The following is a 22396-nucleotide window of genomic DNA, read 5'->3' as shown; positions in this document are numbered from 1 at the left end:
AATGAAAAAAATACACAGTTTAATTCGCGAGGGAAAACTTGCTGATGCTTTATTATGTTGCGCTACAGAGTTGCAAGATGAGCCTTTAAATTTTGATATTAGAAGTCTTTATTCTGAATTACTTTGCATTAACGGTGAACTTGAAAAAGCAGATAAACAGCTTGATTTTATGGTGCAAAAGAACCCAGAATTTGCGGTAGGAGCGGTTAACCTTAGGCATTTAATTCGCGCACAACAATCGCGTGTAGATTTTTATCAAGGTAAGGGCATTCCTAAACTATTTCATGAAGCTAATGAGCTAGACACCCTGTTCTTAAAAATGCACGTAGCCTTACTTGAAGGCGAAACATCTGAAGCGGCAATCCTTGCAAAACAAATGGAAGCACTTCGTCTTGAAAGTGTTGATGATGAGCATTCAGCAATTAGAGATTTAGATGATAGCTTAAGCCCATATTTAGAAGTGCTAGGCACGAATGGCGAGTTTTACCTTGCAAACTTTAATGAAATTGAAACATTAAAAGTAGAACCTGTAGCGTCTTTATTAGAGAGCATTTGGTTACGCGTTGAGATCACTATCAAAGACGGTCCGTCAGGTACTGCACACTTACCGCTGGTCTATGCAAACTCAAATACTGAGCTTGAAAAGTTAGGTCAGGTTTCTGATTGGGATGAGCTACAAGATGAATTTATTGTAGGTAAAGGAATGAAAATGTTATTTGTCAACGATGAAGCAATCACTATTCCAAGTCTAAAAATCAACGCCGTTGAAATAGCAGAGTAAGCGCAATAAACGATTATGATTGAACATAAGCAGCAACTCCAAGCATCTATTTTAGATAGGCTCATTGACGATGAGCCTGACTTTCAAGATGCGCCTTCTCGTACTGAGGGGATCAGCATTAGTGAGCTGAGAAAAAATGTGCGTAGAGACATAGAAGCGCTGCTAAATGCTCGAATTCAGTGGCATACCTGGCCATCACAATATGCTGAGTTGTCGACTTCGTGTTTATCATATGGTTTGCCTGATTTTTCAAGTATGTCTGTAAGCTCTCACGAAGGGCGTGCACTTTTATGCGAAACCGTAAGAAATACAATTTTAAAATTTGAACCACGGTTTATTGAAGTAGAAGTGTTTACCGATGATGAAGTACCCGTGAACAGAGTATTAAACCTAAGGATTAACGCCTTGTTGTATGCCGATCCAGAACCTGAATTTATCAGCTTTGATTCTGAAGTTGAGCCGGTTAATTTAGGTATGAAGATTATTGAGGCCTCTTTATGAACGATGAGTTATTGAAGTACTACAATCGCGAACTAGCGTTTGTTCGCCACATGGGTAAAGACTTTTCTGAAAAGTACCCTAAAGTTGCAGGGCGATTAAAGTTAAGTGATGACCATATTGAAGACCCTCATGTATCTAGGCTAATCGAATCGTTCGCATTTTTAACTGCAAATATTAGGCAAAAACTAGATGACAGCTTTCCTGAACTAACTGATGCTCTATTGGGACAAATGCTGCCAGACTATCAAGCGCCTATCCCTTCAATGTCGGTAGTAAAATTAGAAGCTGAAAATCTGTCCACCACGGGCGTGGTCATTCCAAGAGGCAGTGAAGTAGAAACCAATGTTGAGTCAATGAAGCAATGTAAGTTTCAAACCTGTTACGAAACCTATTTATGGCCGGTTGAAGTCACGAGTGCTCAATTTGATAACAGTCCGTTTGTTGCTCCTAAGCCTCGTTGGCATGAAAAAGCTAAGTCAATTTTTAAACTTGAATTAACGGGTGAATACCCCGGAGTGTCATTAGCTGAAACAGGACTTGAGAAACTTAGATTATTTATAAATGGGCAATGGCATCATACGCTTAAAGTTTACGAGTTACTTTTTAAACATTGTATAGGCATTGCTTTTGACAATGGTGAAGAGGGCATAAAGTACCTTTCTAAAAACCAGTTAAAAGCCGTAGGCTTTGATGCAAATGAAGCGGTGGTGCCGTATTCGCAGCGCTCAAGTGCTGGTTATCGCTTACTGGTGGAAAACTTTACCTTTCCAGAAAAGTTTCGTTTTGTTGAACTTGAAAATATTCGTTCATCACTGCCTAAAAAGTCTAACAAATGCAGTGTGTATATTTATCTTGATTCAGAGTCAACCGAGCTTGAAAAGCAAGTAGACAAAAATATGTTTTTAATGGGATGTACGCCCATTATTAATATGTTTGAGCAAGAATTAGAACCGATTCGCCCTGAGCTGAGTGAATACGAATACCAATTAACACCACGCTATATGGACTCTGAAATCTCAGAGGTGATTGGTATCTCAGAAGTTATTGCGTTTGATCACAAAGGGAACAAACAAATAGTGTGTCCTTTTTATGGGCAGACTCATCCACGATACCAAGGCCATGATGATTTATTTTGGCACATCCGCAGAGAAACCGCCTCATGGGCCGGTGGCTATGTTGAGTCAGGTACGGAATCGTTTTTGTCGTTGGTAGATGCACGATTTGAAAATAGCGCTATGGATTATGCTGAAGGCAATACGGTACTCACTGTTCGCGCTAACTGTAGTAATCGAAATCTTCCTGCTAGCATGCCTTTTGGGGATGATGAACTCGGGCTTTTAATGCCTGAACGTGGCGATGTAATTAAAAAAATACGTTGTTTAATCCCATTTACTCATGCCGTTAGACCGATATTAGCCGATGCAACCCGTTGGCAATTAGTAAATCATTTAACCCTTGATACTTTTAGTGGTGATGATGCGTGTAGCAAGCTTAAAGAGGTTTTACGGCTGTATGACTTTAGAGCTTCACCGCAAACAAAAGGCCTTATCGATAATATTTACCGCGTGATTGTAGAACCAGCAACGGCGCGTGTTGTACAAAAAGGGCGGGTAAGCTTTGCAACGGGAAGCGAAATTGAAATTACCTTTGCCAATGATGATTTTTCGGGAAGTGGTATGTTTTTCTTTGCTTCTATCCTCGATCATTTCTTTGCACAATTTGCGGCAATCAATAGTTTCACGCGAGTCAGTTTAAGGCTCAAAGAACAAGAGCAAGTGTATTATCAATGGCCTGCTCGAGTCGGGGAAAGCCCGTTAATATGATCCAGCATATTATTTCTCAAGCGTCACAAGTTGACTTTTATAAAGCTGTTTTCATTATTGAAAACCAGCTTAAAAAGCATGGCTTAGAATATCGCTATGTAGGGTATGACAGTAGCCCAAAGCAAGAGTTAATTAAATTTACTGCAACACAAAAGTTTGGTTATCCAGGCAATGCAATAACAAAATTAGAGCAAGCTAGCTTTGAAGACGGGTTACATAAAGTCAACATGCAGATCTCTTTTATGGGCTTAACGGGTTGCTCGGGCGCTTTACCTCAATTTTACAGCGAGCTGGTGATGCAGCGTCTTCGCTATAAAGATACCACCATGCGTGACTTTTACGATATGTTTAATCATCGTTTGGTGTCTTTATATTATCGAGCGTGGAAAAAATATAAGCCGTCTTTAAATCATGTGAACAAAGATAAAAACAAAGACCCATATACACAAATATTGGGACTTTTAAGTGGCGGCTACAATGATCATCAGTTGCACTTTTCAGGCCTTTATAGCCGAAAAATTCGTAACGCTTTTGATTTAAAAAGTGTATTGAGCTCTTACCTTGGTTGTGATGTTGTCATCAAACAAATGGTAGGAAAGTGGCATGATCTGAAACCACAAGAACAAACTTGTTTAGCAAGTGAGCGCCTATATGAGGGACAACATGCTCGCTTAGGCGTTGATACCGTAATAGGTAAAAAGATATGGGATATTTCTTCTAATATTGAGATTCATATCAGCACTACTGATATTGATAAAGCAAAATCCTTGTTACCGAAAGGCAAGTTATTTGAGCTAGCTACAAAGATTGTAAAAGATTATGCGGGCAATGCGATTTCATTTCGACTTATCATCGAATCAGATTTTCAACAACTTGATGCGGTGCAGTTGTCTAAACGGGAATGCCAACTTGGCGCTAATAGCTTTTTAATGGCGAGTAAAAACACCCCTAAATTTAACCCTATTAAGTTATCGTTTAAAGGATAATTAAAAATTAAAAGGAACAGCGTATGTCAACGATGACATTAAATAAATTAGTTGAAAAACTAAGTCCAGATTGTAGAAAAAGCTTAGAGGCAGCTGTTGCAATATGTAATAGCCGCAGCCATTTTACGGTTGAATTAGAGCATTGGTTGTTAGCTATGATTGAGCAGCAACTAGATGACGTTAGACTAATATTCGGTTCATTTGATATTGATATTGATCAGGTGAAGCAAGATTTAAATCAATCATTAGAGTCATTTAAAACGGGCAGTGATTCATCGCCTAGTCTGTCGGTGCATGTTACTACTTTACTTAGGCAGTCATGGTTAAGTACCAGTATAGAATTTACCGATGAGCAAATTCGCAGTGCTTATGTTATTTATACGCTAACAAAAGACGATACGCTTTCAAGTTTAGTAACGCGCTGTAGCAAATTGTTTAATAACATAGAGCCAGGCCAACTGTTACATGCATGGCCTGAAATTGTTGCCCAATCGCAAGAACGTAATACCAGCACTGCAAGTGCTATAACACCTGCAAATGGTTCATCTAAAACACCAAGCTTAGATCAATTTACAGTTGATTTAACCGCTCAAGCAAAAGCGGGGAAAATAGACCCTATTCTAGGTCGTGATTTTGAAATACGTCAAATGGTTGATATTTTAACTAGACGTCGTCAAAACAACCCAATCTTAACGGGTGAAGCGGGTGTAGGTAAAACCGCTGTGGTTGAAGGACTTGCCCTAAGAATTGCCCAAAAAGACGTACCTGCAGTATTACAAAACGTTAAGTTGCACAGCCTAGATTTGGCTTTGCTTCAAGCAGGTGCGGGCATGAAAGGTGAGTTTGAAAATCGCTTAAAGTCGTTAATTAACGAAGTTAAAAACGCTGTTGACCCTGTGATTCTTTTTATAGATGAAGCTCACACTATGATTGGTAGTGGCGGACAAGCGGGTCAAAACGATGCGGCTAACTTACTAAAACCTGCTTTAGCAAGAGGGGAATTACGTACAATTGCAGCAACAACGTGGGCTGAATATAAAAAGTTTTTTGAAAAAGATGCCGCACTAACACGTCGTTTCCAAGTGGTAAAGGTTGAAGAGCCAACGCCAGAAAAAGCGGTTGCTATGCTACGTGGTTTAGTTCCTGTTATGGAAAAGCATCATAAAGTGTTTATTTCAGAGCAAGCACTTGAGAGTGCGGTGCATCTATCGCACAGGTACATTACTGCGCGACAACTCCCCGATAAAGCAGTTGCATTGTTAGATACGGCCTGTGCTCGTGTTGCTATGAGCCAAGCATCGACACCTAATGCGATTGAGCAGTTAATGAATAGACTTAGTGAAATTGAAGCGCAAGTTTTAATGTTAAATCGTGAGCAAAAAACCGGTTTAGATCACAGCGAACAATTATCAGCACTTAAATCTGAACTAGTTGAGATTGAACAGCAACTTGAACCATTAAATGAGCAGTTCAACGTTGAAAAAGGCATCGTTGCAGAATTAAACCAAGCGCTTGAATCGATTAACACCAACGATGCAGACTCTTCTGTTGAAGTGCTTGAGCAGTTAAAAGAAAGCAAGCTTAAGCTAGCCTCGTATGAACATAATATGGTGCATTGGCAAGTTGATGAAGAGCTGATTGCACAGGTTATTTCTGATTGGACTGGTATTCCTGTTGGTAAAATGCATGAAGATGAAATTCATGGCATTTTAAATTTAGCTGAGCAAATGAAACAACGCGTAGTTGGCCAAGATCATGCGCTTGAACTCATGGCTAAAGTAGTACAAACCTCTCGTGCTCAGCTTGCAGATGAAAGTCGCCCTAATGGTATATTTATGCTGGCAGGCCCAAGCGGAGTGGGTAAAACAGAGACCGCGCTTTCACTAGCACAAGAAGTGTATGGCAGTGAAGATAACGTAACAGTTATTAATATGTCTGAGTTTAAAGAAGAGCATAAAGTGTCATTACTACTTGGCTCACCTCCTGGTTATGTTGGTTATGGCGAAGGCGGTATTTTAACCGAAGCAGTAAGAAGAAAACCATATAGTGTGGTGCTGCTAGATGAAATGGAAAAAGCCCATCCAGGCGTGCAAGATATTTTCTATCAAGTATTCGATAAAGGTACGATTAAGGACGGTGAAGGCCGAGGCATCGACTTTAAAAATACCATCATTATTATGACCTCAAATGTCGGTACTGATACCACAATGAGCTTATTTGAAGATGAAGAAAGTAAGCCAAGTATTAAAGGCTTATTAAAAGCACTACAAGATGATTTATTAGGGGCATTTAAGCCTGCATTTTTAGGACGAATTAACGTTATTCCATATATTCCGTTAAGTGATGAAATTCTTACCCAGATTGCTGCGTTGCAAATTAGTAAAATAATTAAGCGTGTTAAAAAGCACTATGATGCGCAATTAACGTATAACGATGATGTGATTGAGCACATTATTGCAAATTGTCAAAATGCCGGATCGGGTGCACGAAATATTCACACCATATTACAGAATAAAGTACTACCTCTATTGTCTGAGATCTTGCTTTCAAGCATGGTTGAAGGTGAAAAAGTAACATCTATCTCATTGTTAATTAAAGATAATGAGTTCGATGTTGAATTAGCTAAAGTTAATTCAAAATAACTTGTTTTTAAGGTTGTTTCTTTAGTTTTAGGGCATTATAATTCGTGTGTCTTATATAGAAACAAGGAATTTTTGAGACATTGTCTTCATCTAGGGAAAGGAATTCTGAAGACCTTTTCATTGCTGTTTTAAAGATAATGATTTCAAGGAATTTTGGGTAACCAAAGTAAACGAATCCACATAATGGATAATATTGTTTAATAAAAAGGAGCATTATCAAATGCAAGCAAATACATATTTAAAATACGGTTCAATCAAAGGCGAAACTACTGCTGAGTCTTTCAAAGATTTAATTACAGTTTTATCTTTAGATTGGAACGTTAGCCGTGAAATTAGCGCAGCGACTGGTACGGCGATGGATCGTGAATCTAGCTCTACTCGTTTAGGCGATGTGACTATTACTAAACTTCAAGATAAAGCATCTCCGGATCTTTTCAAAGAAGCAACTATTGGTAAAGGTCTACCTGCTGTTTTCCATATCACTAAACAAGGTGATAAAGTTGAAGAAATCATGAAAATCGAACTTACAGATGCCATGATCTCTAGCTACTCAGTATCAGTTCAAAACGACCGTCCAATTGAAACAATCACTATCAGCTACACTGAAATGATGATGACTGTTACACCTACTGACGACCAAAACAACATCACTGCACCACTTGTATATGGTTACAGCGGTGTTAAAGGTCAACAAATGTAATATTTGTTACCCGATTGTAGCTCTGGGCTTTGCCCAGGGCTTTTTTTGATCTTCAGGATGGGAAAAGCAAGGAATGCAAAAAGCAACACAAGATAAAAACGTAATTCAAATTAGTACTCCTGTTGGTAAAGACGCCCTTTATTTAACACGCTTCGTTGCGCAAGAAGCCATGTCAGATTTGTTTGTTATGTCGGTCAATATGTACACCATAGGCCAACAAATTGCACATGAAGATCTGGTTGGCAAGCCTGTTTCTATCAAGGTAAAAAATGCCGAGGGTGGCGGAGAGCGTTATTATCACGGTATCGTGAGTCAGCTTGTTTCTAACGGAAGCCGTACGGCGGATGTTGATGAGCAAAAAAATTACATTGATTATCAAGCTACCATTGTGCCTTTTGCCGCTTCTATGCGTAATCGTAAAAACAGTCGCATTTTCCAAAAGAAAACAATTAAAGATATATTTGCTGATTTGTTTGGCCAACACAATGTGGCTTTTTCAGATAAAACCAGTAAAACCTACCCCAAATACGAATACTGTGTGCAATACCAAGAGTCAGATTTTGACTTTATCCAACGCTTATTACAAAGCGAGGGGATTTTTTACTTCTTTGAGCATACAAAAAGTAACCATACATTAGTTTTAGCAGATGATATTACCGCATATGAAATGTGTGGTGAGGCTAAAGTTGTTCATTCAACTGGCCATTTAAGTGAGTCTCATGTTTCGCGTTGGCAGGGCGGATTAAGCTTAGCGCCAGGTAGTTTCAAACGTTTGGGCTACGATTTTAAACAGCCATCACGTTACCCTGATGCAGAGCAAGCAAACGCAGAATTACCGACCCAATCGGTATCAGAAATTTTTGAATATACAGCTGAAGCAGAGTGTCATCCCCGCGCGGCTAATTTGGCATCAGTTCAACTAGAGTCACTGCAAAGAGACATGAAGCTCTCGAGCGGGCGCAGTGACTGCCGCTCATTTTCTGTTGGTAAACTGTTTAGTTTCAAAAAACATGAAGACCCACGCCTTGAAGGTAAAACCTTTGCTATCACCTCGATGATGACGTCGATTGTGGTACCAAACCAATCAGGCGCTGCACAAGCATCGAGTGAAGAAGTGTATTCTAACCACTTTGAATGTGTGCCAAAAGACATTCCATACAGAGCGCAAGTGAGCAAAAAGAAACCGGTTATCAACGGCGTACAAACAGCCATAGTAACGGGTGATAGCGCCGATGAAATTATGATTGACCAATATGGCCGCGTTAAGGTGCAATTTGATTGGGATCGTGAAGGTAAAAAAGACTCTAAAAGTTCATGCTGGATCCGAGTTGCACAAAACTGGGCTGGCAAAAAGTGGGGCGCCTTTTTCTTTCCCCGCGTAGGTCAAGAAGTACTCGTCGACTTTATTAATGGCGACCCAGATCAACCTATAATAAGCGGTGCTGTTTATAATGCAGACCTAATGCCTCCGTACGCATTACCTGGCGAAAAAACGCAAAGTGGTATTAAAACCCGCTCAACTAAAGAAGGTGGGGCAGATAATTTTAATGAATTACGTTTTGAGGATAAAAAAGGCAGCGAGCTTGTGTATATGCAAGCCGAAAAAGATAAACAGCTTTACGTTAAAAACGATCAAAACGAAAAAATAGATAACGACCGTAATGTTGAAATCCTCAATAACGATAATCTCAAAGTCACAGCTAACCGTGTTGCTGAAATGGGTGAAAATGACACCTTAAAAGTCGGTAAAACACTTAATATTGAAGCGGGTGACGAAATAGTGATAAAAACAGGCTCTGCGCAAATTAAAATGAGCAGTAGTGGCAATATTACTATTGAAGGTACAAACATTGATATTAAAGGCAGTAATGTAAAAGTAGATGGCAGTGCCATTACCTTATCTGCTGGTGTAATTAAGTTAAATTAATGATGGAAATAGTCAATAACTTTCAATCAGGATTTAGAAACGGCATTGCAAATAACGGGCACGTTGTTTACTGTCGTTATGGTTTACCTCATTTAGTGTGTTTACCGATAAACAGGCCAGATGATCCATTACTAAGCCCGGCTTTAAGTCATTTAAAAGCCATGAATGGCTATTATGCACAGCAGTTTTTTATTCATTTAAGTGATGCACTTAATAGTGAAAATGTAATTTCAAACTTATATCAATATGCAACTCAAAGCGCTGTGGCACTTTCTGATCACAGTAAAGATGAGTTAATTGAAGAAATTTCGCTACTGGTAACCAGTAACAAGCTATTAGTTATCCCGCTTTATGAATAGCATTTCATAAACCAACAAAGACACGACAAGGAGTCAAAATGGGTAAACCCGCTGCTACAATTGGTCATATGCATGTATGCCCTAAAGTGACCGCTAAAGTTCCACATGTGGGCGGACCTATAGTTGCTGGCTCTGGCAATGTATTAATAGGCGGCATGCCCGCTGCCCGCAAAGGCGACATGATAGTGTGTGTTGGCCCGCCAGACAGCGTGAAAACAGGCTCGGGTAGTGTTCAAATTAATGGTAAACCTGCGGCTAGAATGGGCGATGATAGTGGCCACGGCGGAAAGATCATCGTTGGCAACCCAACCGTTTTAATTGGTGGTTAACTTTGCTAACGACCTATTTAAGTGTTCATCAAGCACAATTACTACAAATTAGTAACGCTCAACTGTGCCCGTTTACGTGTGTAGGTCATGTTCGCTATTTAAGAAAAACGCTATTAGAAAGCTGTTGGTTAACGGCAAAAAACAATAATCAAAAAAATAACTTTGAACTACCTACCATTAAGCAATTACTTGAAATAATAACTAACACCAAAAACGATGAATTAGTTGCCCAAGCATGTATTGAAGTCATGGCTAACTTGCCACAAAATAAAAATATTATATTTATAAATGAATTACTTAATGAGCCATCGCTGAGTGCCTTTTTTAAAATCATTATAAATAAAGTCGTTATTCAACAGCATAGCTTTAACTTAATTCGGCTATTAAATTTAAACACCTTGTTTTTTGCTTACAGTGCTGATGAAGAGATTGCCCCGCAAACACTGGCAACGATAAATAAAATTACCAAGCTTGCGCAGCACCACGACAGACAGATATTAACGGCTATTTTTGATGCATTAAGTGAGCAAGCCCATCTATCACCTTTAATGTCGTTATTTTTGTTGTCGTTAAATTTTGAGCAAGTAAATAGCTTAAGCAATCATGCCAGTAATACCTTATCGGTTGATCAAACACTGCATATTTTATTACAAAGCGGTTTTGTAAAACTGATTGTTTTAGCCAATTCTTTATTACAACAAGTAGAGCAACCCGCGTTAATTATTGCGCTAATAAGACGCATGTTAGGTGATAAACTCGATCAGCTAGTGGAGTACGATATCCAGCGACTCGCTTGGCAAGGTGATGAAAGCGCGCTATTAGAGTTTCAGCAGCAGTTAAAACATAACTGGTCTAAATATGAAACCGCCATGTCGAGTTTACGACTGATTGCAGGGCACCCTCTTGATGAAGTGCCTAATGCCATTTATTTATCGGCCATGGATAGCTATAGCCAAGGGGTGTTTAATTTATATCGCTATTATCAACATCTCGCTGCCAATAAAACTCAGGACGAGGTGGCATCATGAGTGCATTTTCAATCGAGATGACATGCTTTTCTGTCTCAAATATTAGCAGCGTAGACACATTATTATTTGACGATAACAGTGCTGTTTTTAATGAGTTGCAATGGCAGTCTTGGGATGCATGTGTTTACGATTGCATAATTAAATCTAAAGAATTAATGGCAGAAGTCACAGACAGCACATTGCCGATGATTTGGTTACTACCGGCATTATCATTTCAAGATGAGCTAAAACAGTTATTAGCTCAAAGCTTACAACAGTTATACCCCGATCATAGCAGTGAGCTGATTTTTCATGGAACAACAGGTGCACACTCTGCTATAGCTTTGGCTGGTGAAAAAAAATGGCAAAAATTTAATGTAATTGCTTTAGATGCAACTTTTAAAGCAAATAAACAGCAACAGTTTGTATATCAAGGTGTAGGTGGTGCGTTGGCTGTAGTTGAAATGGTGCCTTGCGGGTGGTCGCAGGTAAGCCATGAGATTGCAGCATCTATTGATTTTAGCAAACATAATCAGCTAGCAGGTATGCTTACGCGATTAGCTGAACAAACAGAGAATAAGATTGATCTAATTTTTGCACCGGGAAATGGGGTAGATGATGATAGTTGGCTAAACAATTTACAGCTACTTACTAGCTTAATTGATGAGCACACATATTACGAACTACCCAATTATAAATTAGGGAAAATAGGCGCACTAGAAGGGTTAGTTAATTTGTACCAATTAACCACAAGCCCTGCAATTGTTGAGCATTTTAGTTATGCATTAATGCTCTCCCAAGAGCAAGCTAAGCATCAAGGTGCAGCATCATACTTATGGATAAGTGAGGAAGTAGACAGCTAATGCAAAGTAATACCGTTGTTTTACAAGGAATAAGTTACCCAATTTGCCTCGTCGCTGGTAAAGGTTCTGCGCCGTCGGGCTTTGTTGCTGTAGCAGCTAACACGCCTGAAAGTGCCAAAAATCAAATTGCGCAAGTAGGCAGTGCGCTTACTAGCGACGCCGCTAAACGTTTAGACGTAATTAACTTGCTTAACCTTGCAGGAGTGAGCTGTTCGCGCGGTGCGTCTGCACGTGAAACCGCGAGTGTATTAACCCAAGCTTTGGTTGCAGGTACTATTAGTTGCTATCACCAAAAAGCTAAGTCGGCCATTCAGGTAAGCGATAACACTAATAGCGGCGCAGCAGGTAAAAAGCCAAGTAGTAAGAGCAGTTCAACAGCCTCAGGTAAAAGTGCCTCTCAAGCGCCGGCTAAAAACAGTGGCGGTGCAAGTAATAATACCCCAAGTGAAGAACCTATCACCCAACAAGAATGTCGTTCTGATCCGGTTTCTATGCTCTCAGGTGAAGAAATACTGCCGCTTATTGATTTCACCCTAGCAGGGAGTAAACAATTAATTTGGCGACGCCTATACCGTTCATCGCATGCGGATGTATGCAGTGTAATGGGGAATGGTTGGCGACATGACTTTATGGTGCAGCTAACTGAGCACTATTTACCGCCACCTAAAGTAGGCCCAAAACAAAAAGGCACCTACTGGTTAGAATACCAAGATGAGCATGGCGCTAAACACCGCTTTGAAAAAGTAAAACCGGGGCAATCGAGCTATCAGCTAAGCAGTAATTTAGCGTTGCATTACCAAACTAATGGTAAGCAAGTATTGGTAACCCCAGATGATCAGCATCTTACGTTTAAAGCTGGCGAAAACTCATGGTTGCTCGAAAAAGTTATTAACGAAAAAGGCCAAAGTATTGGTTTTTATTACGATGCGAAAGAGCGCTTGCATCGCGTTGAGGTAAATAAAGCGCGTGGCTGTATTTTAAAATATAACCCGCAAGGGTTGCTGGCAAACATTTCGGCTTATCGTACAGGTGATAACAATAAGCCAGTATTACTAACGCCGTTTCTTGCGCAATATGATTATGATGAAAACAAAAACCTCATTCGTGCGACCAATCAGCAGGGTGAAACAGAGCATTATGGCTATAACGCCGCTAACTTATTAACTAAGCGTACCCGTGCCAGTGGTTTTAGCCATCATTTTGAATGGGACAGTTACTCATCGAGTGCTAAATGTATAAAACAGTGGGGCGATAACAACACCTATACGTATCAGTTTGAATATAATTTAGACGCTGGTGAAACAACTTGTATAGATTCGCGTGGCCACAAAGAACACTTTGTACATAACGCGCAAGGTAAATTAGTTAAGCACACCGACCCTAATGGTAATGTGTGGCACTACAGCTATAACGTACAAGGTCAAAAAATAACGGAAATAAAGCCTGATAGCAGTGAAATAAAATACAGCTATACGCCTTACGGCCAGTTAGAATCAATAACGCAGCCAGATGGCAGTGTCACTAAATTTGCTTACAACCAATTGGGTCAGCGTGTATTAACCACCTTGCCTGATGGTCAAACAATAACACGTAAATACAGCGTAGCGGGTTTACTGCAAAGTGAAACCTTTGGCGACGGTCGCACCGTACTTTACAGCTATGACAAATTTGGCCAGCTAACCCAACACATAAATAAAGATGGTCAAGTCACACAATTTGTATGGAACGAGCAAGGCGAGCTTTTAGCCAAACACCATAACGATGAGCTCATTCGCTACAGCTACGACAGTTTAGGCCGTGTAAATGCCACCATTAATAACGCAGGTTTGCTGACTCAATATAAATACAATGAGCACGGCCAGCTTGCGCAAACTATTGCCTTTGACGAAAAAGACCCTGAAAATAAACAGCATCAACATTTTAGTTACGATGATGCAGGGCGGTTAATTAGCTCGCAAAACAGTAAGGGTGATACCACCGAGCAACACTTTGAAGGGCTAAGCCAGCCACATTGTGTTATTCAGCCCGATGGCAGTGCATTGCATTTAACTTACGATAAAGAGCGCAACCTAACCGCTATCGAACGTAGCGACGGCCATGTATACCGCATAAGTTATGACGCTAACGAAAACCCAACGCAAGTAACTGGATTTGATGGCACGCTACAGCAATATAAATACGATGCTTGCAACCGCTTAACCTCGGTTACACAAAGCGATAAACGCCATGTAAAAATAGAGCGTGATAAATTAGGCCGCGTGATTGCGCAGCATGCCAGTTTGGCAACCGATACTCACATCGTTAATAACGCCAATTACTACAGCTATAACCTGCAAGGTAAAATTACTCGTGCGCACAATGCACAATCAACCTTAAAGCAGCAGTTTGATAAAGGCGGGCGATTAGTACGTGCTGAGCAAGTACATAATCAGCAACAAGCCCATACCTTAAAATACAGTTACGACGACTACGGCAGAAGGCAATCACTGACCTTGCCAGATTCAAGCAAACTGAATTACAGTTATAATAAATTTGGTCAATTGAGTGGCATTCACTTACAGCAAGCCAATAGCACGGCTGTTGAACTTGCAGCGCTTAGCTATGACAGTCAAGGTAATATTCAAACGCAAAAGTTTGGTAATGACATAACCCTTACCCAACAATTTGATGTATTTAACCGCCTAACACAACAGCAGTTAACCCATCCTGCGCAAGCACTATTTGATACCTGTACGTACATCTACGACAGCGTAAACCAGCTGATTGCGCGTAAAGAGGAAGGTGTTAGTAGTCATAATATTAATTTTGAGTACAACAGCCTAGGCCAGTTAATTCAACAAAATCTAGTAAGTTCTGAGAACACAAAAACCACGCAATACCAGTGGGATAGCTTTGGTAACCCAGTTAGCCAGTCAACGGTTAAAAATGACGAATTAGCTGAGCAGCAAACTCCTCAGCACAATGATGATAGCGACGCCAGCAATAAGGTTGAAAGTAACCAGTCAGAAAGCACACCTAATGTAATTAATAGCGAATATAACGATTCAAATGCAGCAACGTTTGCTAGTGATTTAAGTGATAATGATGATGTTATTACAGGTACCACTGATGCCGACCGGTTAACTCACTTTGGCGACAGCGACTTTCATTATGATGAATTTGGTAACCAAATACGCGAAACCGGCAAAGGTATAAAAACCCGCCGCGAATACAATGCATTTAATCAGCTAAGTTGCTTTAACAACAACGGTACGCTTACTCAATACGATTACGACCCACTCGGGCGTCGTATCGCCAAACACACCGAGCAGGGCAAAATTGACTACATTTGGGATAACGACCAGCTAATTGGCGAATACCAACAGGGTGAATATACCTGGTATATCAACCTGCCAAATCAATTTCACCCAGTCGCGCTGATTAAAAAAGGTGAGGTGTACTACTACCACCTAGACCAACTGAATACTCCACGTTTTGTAACCAACAACAAAACAGAAGTAGTCTGGGAAAACCAAGCAGATGTATATGGTTATGAAGAGTCAGAGGCAAACACTACAAATAGCTTCACTCAGCCAATACGTTTTCAAGGGCAATATTTAGATATCGAGAGTGGCTTACATTACAACCGCTACCGCTACTACAGCCCCAAACAACAACGTTTTATAAATCAAGACCCGATTGGTTTAGTGGGTGGAATCAATCATTACCAATATGCTCCGAACCCGGTTAATTGGGTTGATCCGTTTGGGTTAATGTGTAAAGAAGGTGAGAGAAAATTAAAAATAAGCTTAGAGAAAGCAGTTAACGAAGGCGTAATTAGTAGGGAGCTACAAAGAGATCTATTAGAAGCTGCACAAATTGGATTCATTACCCCAAAAGAGATTAAACAGAAATTAATTACAGGGAATCCAGCTTCGTTACTTATATTGAATGGGATGGAAAAGCCAAGCCCAATGACCACTCAATCTATAATTGACGAATGTATTGACGGACCACCTTCAGTTGATGAATTAATTAACTCAGACTTAGATATAGTGACCAGTTTAATTGGGAAAGAGGGGGAAGAGTTCAAAAATCACGTATTAATGAATTACCATTTAGATCCTGATATGAAGGCTTTAACTCGTGATGAGTTTTTATCACTAGCAGTATATACTACAGACCTTTACAAGCCTATTAATGCAGGTCTTCGAGGCTTTTCACCTGAGGATAAGGAAAAGTGGGCTCGGGTTGTTGCTGATACTGACCAAGCGTTAATTAAACTAGCAGAGAACTCAGCATTAAGGCATGAGGGACAGGTTATTCGTGGAGATGAATTCAGCGATGACTTATTAGAGGAACTGTTCCCTATTGGCGGCATACACCATGAAAAAGGTTTTAAAAGCTCATCGAGCAATTTAGATAAGCCTTTTCGTGGGAATACTAAAATAATGATAACTTCTAAAAGCGGGGTTAATATTGCCAATAATGCCGCAGTCAAGCCTGATGAGGAAGAAGTACTGTTTAAGTCAGGAACGAAATTTAAAGTTATTAGTCGTATTAAGGTAAATGGTACAAACTTCATAGAGTTGGAAGAGGTTTAAAAATGAGTGACAAAAAATATTATGATGATTCTGGTAAGTTAATTACCTCTTCCACAATAATTCGAATGTTAGAAATGGAAAACAAAATCCCTAATGATCTTCGATTTCCTTTTATGACAAATAAATTAAGTGGTTCTAGAGAGCCTCATAAAACACAATGGATGTCATCATATAATGTTTATCGCATCGCTGTTCCAAGGCCAACTGATGAGCAATGTAAAGAATACTATCAAAGAATTCAAGTTGATTATGATGATGACATCAATCGTTTCCGAGGGGCTTTGCTAGGATGCGCGTTAGGTGACTCTTTAGGTACAACGCTTGAATTTAAGGCCCCTGGAACATTTGAGCCGATTAATGATATTGTGGGTGGTGGGCCATTTAACTTGAAGGCAGGAGAGTGGACTGACGATACTAGCATGATGTATTGCTTAGCTCATAGCCTTGTTCGTACTAAAATTTTTGACCCAAAAGATCAAATGGATTTGTATTCTAAATGGTGGAAAGATGGTGTTTTTAGTGTTAATGGTAAATGTTTCGATATTGGAAATACCGTAATTCATGCACTGAAAAATTATGAACGAACAGGTGATCCTATAGCTGGTGATACAGATCCTAATTCAGCTGGAAATGGTTCGTTGATGCGTTTAGCACCAATACCGATTCGTTACTATTACAGCTTCGAAGACGCGATTAAATACGCTGCTTTAAGTTCTAAAACAACTCATGGTGCAGAAGAAGCAGTAGATGCGTGCCGATATTTTAGTGGGTTAATTTGGGGAGCTTTACATGGGGTATCGAAAGAAATTTTACTTGATGGCATTTACACACCTATTAATGACTATTGGGATAAAAATCCATTATGTCAATCTATTGTTAAATTGATAGTAGACGCTAAATATAAATCTAAAAGTGCTTCTCAAATACGTGCTAGTGGTTATGTTATGCATACTTTAGAGGCTGTTTTATGGGCGTTTTATCATTCTGATACATTTGAAACTGGTGCTTTATTAGCAGTGAATTTAGGTGAAGATGCTGATACTACCGGTGCTATATATGGACAACTCGCAGGAGCTTACTATGGAGAGCGTGTTATTAATTATCATTGGATTAAAAAAGTAAAAGAATTTCATGTTTTTTATTTAAAAGCCCAAGAGTTTAAAGAGTTGATTGCAACTGAGCGCAGTAATAAAAAATATGGAGCGGAAAGCAATAACTAATAGAGCAAAGTTATTACATTTATTAAAAGAAGAGATTGTTTACTTATCTATAGCTCTTATATTTGGCATTATGACGTATCTAAATCATGATATTCCGAACTCAGTTGAGATGTTTCTATATGTAACATTGTTTTTTCAGTTAATAATTTTAATAACTAACTGGAAAATAATATTTAGTAGTGATTGACTTAAGTTTTTTAAGAAAACAAAAATAACCTAAATACGTATCTAAAACGTAAAAATATAACGCTCTTTAAAAACATGGATATTTTAAAGCTTAGGCAATTTCCCTTAAGTTCTCTATGCTAATGAGGGCAAGGCAATCACTGACCTTGTCAGATTCAAGTACGCTTAAATACAGCTACAATAAATTTGGTCAGCTAAGTGCTATTCACTTACAGCAAGCCAATAGCACGGCTGTTGAACTTGCAGCGCTTAGCTATGACAGTCAAGGCAATATTCAAACGCTACAATTTGGTAATGACATAACCCTTACTCAAAAGTTTGATGTTTTTAATCGCTTAACACAGCAACAGTTAACCCATCCTGCGCAAGCGCTATTTGATACCTGTACGTACAATTACGACAGCGTAAACCAGCTGATTGCGCGTAAAGAGGAAGGCGTTAGCAGCCATAATATTAATTTTGAGTACAACAGCCTTGGCCAGTTAATTCAACAAAATCTAGTAAGTTCTGAGAACAAAAAACCACGCAATACCAGTGGGATAGTTTTGGTAACCCTGTTAGCCAATCAAAAATTCAAAATAATGATTTAACAGAGCAGCAGACTACTCAGCCAAATGATAATAGCGATGCTATCAATAAGGTTGAAAGCAACCAGTCAGCTAATACACCTAGTGTAATTCAAAGTGAGTATAGTGACTCAAAGTCAGCAACGCTTGCTAGTGACCTAAGCGAAGATGATAGGGTTATTAAAGGCATCACGGACGCTGACCGTTTAACCCATTTCGGGGATAGCGACTTTCATTATGATGAATTCGGTAACCAAATACGCGAAACCGGTAAAGGTATAAAAACCCGCCGCGAGTACAATGCATTTAACCAGCTAAGCTGTTTTAACAACAACGGCACGCTTACCCAATACGATTACGACCCACTCGGCCGCCGTATCGCCAAGCACACCGAGCACGGTAAAATTGACTACATTTGGGATAACGACCAGTTAATCGGCGAGTGCCAACACGGTGAATATACCTGGTATATCAACCTACCAAATCAATTTCACCCAATTGCGCTTATTAAAAAAGGCGAGGTGTACTACTACCACCTAGACCAACTGAATACTCCACGTTTTGTAACCAACAACAAAACAGAAGTAGTCTGGGAAAACCAAGCAGATGTATATGGTTATGAAGAGTCAGAGGCAAACACTACAAATAGCTTCACTCAGCCAATACGTTTTCAAGGGCAATATTTAGATATCGAGAGTGGCTTACATTACAACCGCTACCGCTATTACAGTCCAAAACAGCAGCGCTTTATTAACCAAGATCCAATTGGTTTAGTCGGTGGGATAAACCACTATCAATATGCGCCAAATCCGGTTAATTGGGTGGACCCGTTTGGGTTGAGTTGTAAGGAGGGCGAGCAAGAAGAAACGCCTATTGCTGATACTATTAAGCAACGTAAACTCGTGGCTTTTGAGTTTTATAAATCGCAAGGCTTTAAGGAAGAAGATATTCCGTCACATCTTACAGGAATTGATTTTGCTCACCCGGTAGAAAAAGTCATGATTGAGAGCGGTCAAGTCTTCTATCAGTTTCAATCACCCGGAGCACCACAAGGAAATTATTATTCAGATGATCCCAATATCACGCCAACTCAATTAGGCATAAGCCCTATGGGTACAAATAGAGCATTAAATAGTATAGAGCCTAAAATTAAAGGTGTTTATATTGCCCAAGAAGATACACCAGCCCTTAGAAGTAGAGCAAAAGCGGTTGATGACTTCTGGTCTGTTCGGGGGGAATCATATCCAACAGAAGGTGGTGGAACACAATATTTTACTGCTAATAAATTAGCTTTTAAAAAGAAGAGATAACTTAAATGAGCCGCTTGGAAACAATAGAAGAAGGTATATCTTTAACTGAGAAAAGGTTAAAAAACATTCCTGATTTTGATATTTATAAAAGCATTTTAAAACAACTACACTATTTACAGATGATATTGAACGGTTCTGAACCTGATCGAAGTAAATTAGAGAAAATAATTTTAGGGCATTTCGCAGTTCGTGAATTTGAAGAAAGTGACCTTGAATTTTCAGAAATATTAAAGAAGTGCCAAAATATCGCTTTTAAGTTAAGTATGGAGTAGTGAGAAAAGTTAGTAAGTTAGTACCTATTCCTGTCTCATTTGAAAAAATTAAAATACAGGATTACCCTAGTGAGGATGAGGCTGACTATTCACACCTAAAGCCAGTTGTAGATTTTTTAATAGGGCATGGTAATAAGTCTGTTAATGAATATATTTGGGGCATCAATAGAACTGGTTATTTTTGCCATTTAGAGAAAGATATAAATTTTGATGATCTAAGGAGAGTATTTAGCTTTCCTGATAGTATAAAAATAGATGAGGAAAAGAATACAATTGATTGCTTTAATACTTATACAGTAATAAAGACAGCTTAATCAAACAATCAATACTTTCATTTTAAATATAAGATAAAACGCTCTTTAAAAACATGGATGTTTGAAGGTTTAGGCAATTTTGCTTAAGTCTTTTATGGCTACGACAGCCAAGGTAATATTCAAACGCAAAAGTTTGGTAATGATGTAACCCTTACCCAACAATTTGATGTATTTAACCGCTTAACACAGCAGCAGTTAACCCATCCTGCGCAAGCGCTTTTTGATACCTGTACGTACAATTACGACAGTGTAAACCAGTTGATTGCGCGAAAAGAGGAAGTCGTTAGTAGCCATAATATTAATTTTGAGTACAACAGCCTTGGACAGTTAATTCAGCAAAATCTAGCAAGTGGTGAGAACACAAAAACTACCCAATACCAGTGGGATAGTTTTGGTAACCCAGTTATCCAGTCAGCGGTTAAAAATGATGAATTAACCGAGCAACAAAATGCTAAACCAAGTGATGCTAGCGATACTATAAATAATGTTGAAAGCACCCAGTTAGCTAACACAAATAACGTGCTTCACAGTGAGTATAGTGATTCAAGTACAACAACACTTGCTAGTGATTTAAGTGATAATGATGATGTTATTACAGGCATCACTGATGCAGACCGTTTAACCCACTTTGGCGATAGCGACTTTCATTATGATGAGTTTGGTAACCAAATCCGCGAAACCGGTATAGGCATAAAAACCTGCCGTGAATATAACGCGTTTAATCAGCTAAGTTGCTTTAACAACAACGGCACGCTCACCCAATAGATGAATAAACTAGACACCTGAATGAACTACACCTGAATGAACTATACCTGAATGAACTGGACACCCATCCTAATTTTTGCAGTTTGGCTAACTAAGTACTAGGCTTTTATCAGTGCAAAAAAAAGCAGGGTGTCTTATGGCAATCGCAAGAAAGCGTCAAGTAAGTTTGGTTGATACAAAATATTACCACTGTATCTCGCGTTGTGTTCGGCGTGCTTTTTTGTGCGGTGAAGACCATTTTACAGGGCAATCTTATGAACATCGACGAGGTTGGGTTGAGGATAAGCTGCTTAAATTAGCCAAGATATTTTGTATTGATGTGTGTGCTTATGCTGTTATGAGTAACCACACGCACTTAGTGTTGTATGTTGATGATAAAAAAGCAAATAGACTGAATGATAAAGCAATTGTTATTCGCTGGCATAAACTGTGTAAAGGCACGTTACTCACGCAAAAATACATACAAGGTGAAAAGTTAAGTAAAGCTGAGCTTATCTTTTTTAATCAAACAGTCAAACAATATCGAGAGCGCCTATCAAGTATTAGCTGGTTTATGCGCTTATTGAATGAAAATATTGCTCGTAGAGCAAATAAAGAAGATAACTGCTCAGGCAGATTCTGGGAAGGTCGCTTTAAATCTCAAGCACTCCTTGATGAAGCCGCACTTGCGGCCTGCATGGCGTATGTAGACTTAAACCCCATCAGAGCCAAAATGGCAAATACACCAGAAGACTCTGACCATACGAGCGTTCAAAAGCGGCTAACATACGCAAAAAATGGCAAACAAACAAAAAAATTGCTCCGCTTTGCAGGTATGCCACGTCAAATAATGCCAAAAGGGTTACCGTTTGAACTTAAATCGTACCTTGAACTTGTTGAGTTAACAGGGCGAGTAATACAAGAGGATAAACGCGGGTATATTAATAATATGAACCTCCCTTTGCTAGAAAGGTTAAATATATCGCCAGAAAACTGGGTGAAACTGACTACGCAATTTACACGCGTATTTCATGGTGCAGTTGGCCGCCCGTCTTCACAAGCAAGTTACTGTGAAAATCTAAACAGAAAACGGCGAGCGGATCTTAGTAACTGTGAAAAGCTATTAGCATAAACTTTAAATTACTCATTAGAAAAAGTTGTTACTGCAATGGTGCAGTTCTTTCTATGCGTGTAATTTAGGTTTAAAGGTGATAATGGTTTATTTACTGGATGAAATGAAGTAACGCAGTCGTAAAATATTAATTATGAGCCTAAAAAAATAA

19 protein-coding genes and 1 pseudogene are annotated in these 22396 nt (G+C 39.2%); all 20 read left to right on the top strand.

All coding sequences use genetic code 11. The features are described from left to right. Nucleotide 1 precedes the first annotated feature (1 nt). The 20 genes and pseudogenes from ABZP26_RS18275 (at nt 2) to ABZP26_RS18180 (ending at nt 22245) form a co-directional block, all read left to right on the top strand. Nucleotides 2-781, top strand: coding sequence for a type VI secretion system accessory protein TagJ (locus tag ABZP26_RS18275; protein WP_368485633.1), 780 nt, complete (start codon nt 2-4; stop codon nt 779-781). A gap of 15 nt (nt 782-796) precedes the next feature. Further along, nucleotides 797-1282, top strand: a complete 486-nt coding sequence (tssE, locus tag ABZP26_RS18270) for a type VI secretion system baseplate subunit TssE (protein ID WP_013462969.1) — start codon at nt 797-799, stop codon at nt 1280-1282. Beyond that, nucleotides 1279-3105: a type VI secretion system baseplate subunit TssF gene (gene tssF, locus ABZP26_RS18265; protein ID WP_368485632.1), complete on the top strand. Its 1827-nt coding sequence runs from the start codon at nt 1279-1281 to the stop codon at nt 3103-3105. The genes tssE and tssF overlap by 4 nt, the downstream gene beginning before the upstream one ends. Then, entirely contained in the window at nt 3102-4091 is a 990-nt protein-coding gene (gene tssG, locus ABZP26_RS18260; RefSeq protein ID WP_033102982.1) for a type VI secretion system baseplate subunit TssG, read from the top strand. Before tssF ends, tssG begins: the two co-directional genes overlap by 4 nt. Nucleotides 4092-4114: 23 nt before the next feature. Next, nucleotides 4115-6733 (top strand): type VI secretion system ATPase TssH, encoded by a 2619-nt coding sequence (gene tssH / locus ABZP26_RS18255; RefSeq protein WP_368485631.1) that lies wholly within the window; start codon nt 4115-4117, stop codon nt 6731-6733. A 220-nt stretch (nt 6734-6953) separates the two neighbouring features. After that, a complete protein-coding gene (locus ABZP26_RS18250; protein WP_013462973.1) occupies nt 6954-7433 on the top strand; it encodes a type VI secretion system tube protein Hcp in 480 nt (159 codons plus the stop codon). Between the two features lie 73 nt (nt 7434-7506). Beyond that, the gene (tssI, locus tag ABZP26_RS18245) at nt 7507-9360 is read left to right on the top strand and encodes a type VI secretion system tip protein TssI/VgrG (protein ID WP_024602740.1); all 1854 of its coding nucleotides are present in this window, start codon (nt 7507-7509) and stop codon (nt 9358-9360) included. Continuing rightward, nucleotides 9360-9719, top strand: a complete 360-nt coding sequence (locus ABZP26_RS18240) for a hypothetical protein (protein WP_016900103.1) — start codon at nt 9360-9362, stop codon at nt 9717-9719. Before tssI ends, ABZP26_RS18240 begins: the two co-directional genes overlap by 1 nt. A gap of 38 nt (nt 9720-9757) precedes the next feature. Further along, a complete protein-coding gene (locus ABZP26_RS18235) occupies nt 9758-10048 on the top strand; it encodes a PAAR domain-containing protein (protein ID WP_036955205.1) in 291 nt (96 codons plus the stop codon). 2 nt (nt 10049-10050) lie between these two features. Continuing rightward, the gene (locus tag ABZP26_RS18230; RefSeq protein WP_368485630.1) at nt 10051-11076 is read left to right on the top strand and encodes a hypothetical protein; all 1026 of its coding nucleotides are present in this window, start codon (nt 10051-10053) and stop codon (nt 11074-11076) included. Further along, complete coding sequence (locus ABZP26_RS18225; protein WP_368485629.1) at nt 11073-11918, top strand: hypothetical protein; 846 nt, start codon at nt 11073-11075, stop codon at nt 11916-11918. The genes ABZP26_RS18230 and ABZP26_RS18225 overlap by 4 nt, the downstream gene beginning before the upstream one ends. Continuing rightward, nucleotides 11918-16501, top strand: a complete 4584-nt coding sequence (locus tag ABZP26_RS18220) for an RHS repeat-associated core domain-containing protein (protein ID WP_368485628.1) — start codon at nt 11918-11920, stop codon at nt 16499-16501. The genes ABZP26_RS18225 and ABZP26_RS18220 overlap by 1 nt, the downstream gene beginning before the upstream one ends. A 2-nt stretch (nt 16502-16503) precedes the next feature. Beyond that, the gene (locus ABZP26_RS18215) at nt 16504-17721 is read left to right on the top strand and encodes an ADP-ribosylglycohydrolase family protein (protein ID WP_024602673.1); all 1218 of its coding nucleotides are present in this window, start codon (nt 16504-16506) and stop codon (nt 17719-17721) included. A gap of 332 nt (nt 17722-18053) precedes the next feature. Continuing rightward, the gene (locus ABZP26_RS18210; protein ID WP_368485627.1) at nt 18054-18497 is read left to right on the top strand and encodes an RHS repeat domain-containing protein; all 444 of its coding nucleotides are present in this window, start codon (nt 18054-18056) and stop codon (nt 18495-18497) included. Next, nucleotides 18479-18826, top strand: a pseudogene (locus ABZP26_RS18205) (hypothetical protein); the annotation flags it as partial. The gene ABZP26_RS18210 and the pseudogene ABZP26_RS18205, both read left to right, overlap by 19 nt. Nucleotides 18827-18994: 168 nt before the next feature. Next, complete coding sequence (locus tag ABZP26_RS18200; protein WP_273001933.1) at nt 18995-19783, top strand: polymorphic toxin type 46 domain-containing protein; 789 nt, start codon at nt 18995-18997, stop codon at nt 19781-19783. A gap of 14 nt (nt 19784-19797) precedes the next feature. Next, nucleotides 19798-20055 carry an immunity protein Tsi6 family protein gene (locus tag ABZP26_RS18195; protein WP_128860812.1) on the top strand — a complete coding sequence of 86 codons (258 nt, stop codon included), beginning with the start codon at nt 19798-19800 and terminating at the stop codon, nt 20053-20055. Further along, entirely contained in the window at nt 20055-20369 is a 315-nt protein-coding gene (locus ABZP26_RS18190; protein WP_036957305.1) for a hypothetical protein, read from the top strand. Before ABZP26_RS18195 ends, ABZP26_RS18190 begins: the two co-directional genes overlap by 1 nt. Nucleotides 20370-20627: 258 nt before the next feature. After that, on the top strand, nt 20628-21134 hold the full coding sequence (locus ABZP26_RS18185; RefSeq protein ID WP_368485882.1) for a hypothetical protein: 507 nt from the start codon (nt 20628-20630) through the stop codon (nt 21132-21134). A 136-nt stretch (nt 21135-21270) separates the two neighbouring features. After that, complete coding sequence (locus tag ABZP26_RS18180; protein WP_368485881.1) at nt 21271-22245, top strand: transposase; 975 nt, start codon at nt 21271-21273, stop codon at nt 22243-22245. Nucleotides 22246-22396: the final 151 nt, after the last annotated feature.

The organism is Pseudoalteromonas sp. SD03, from assembly GCF_040937955.1.
GTDB lineage: Bacteria > Pseudomonadota > Gammaproteobacteria > Enterobacterales > Alteromonadaceae > Pseudoalteromonas > Pseudoalteromonas tetraodonis.
The sequence above is the reverse complement of the archived record's forward strand: the minus strand, read 5'-3'. Positions and strand labels throughout refer to the sequence as shown.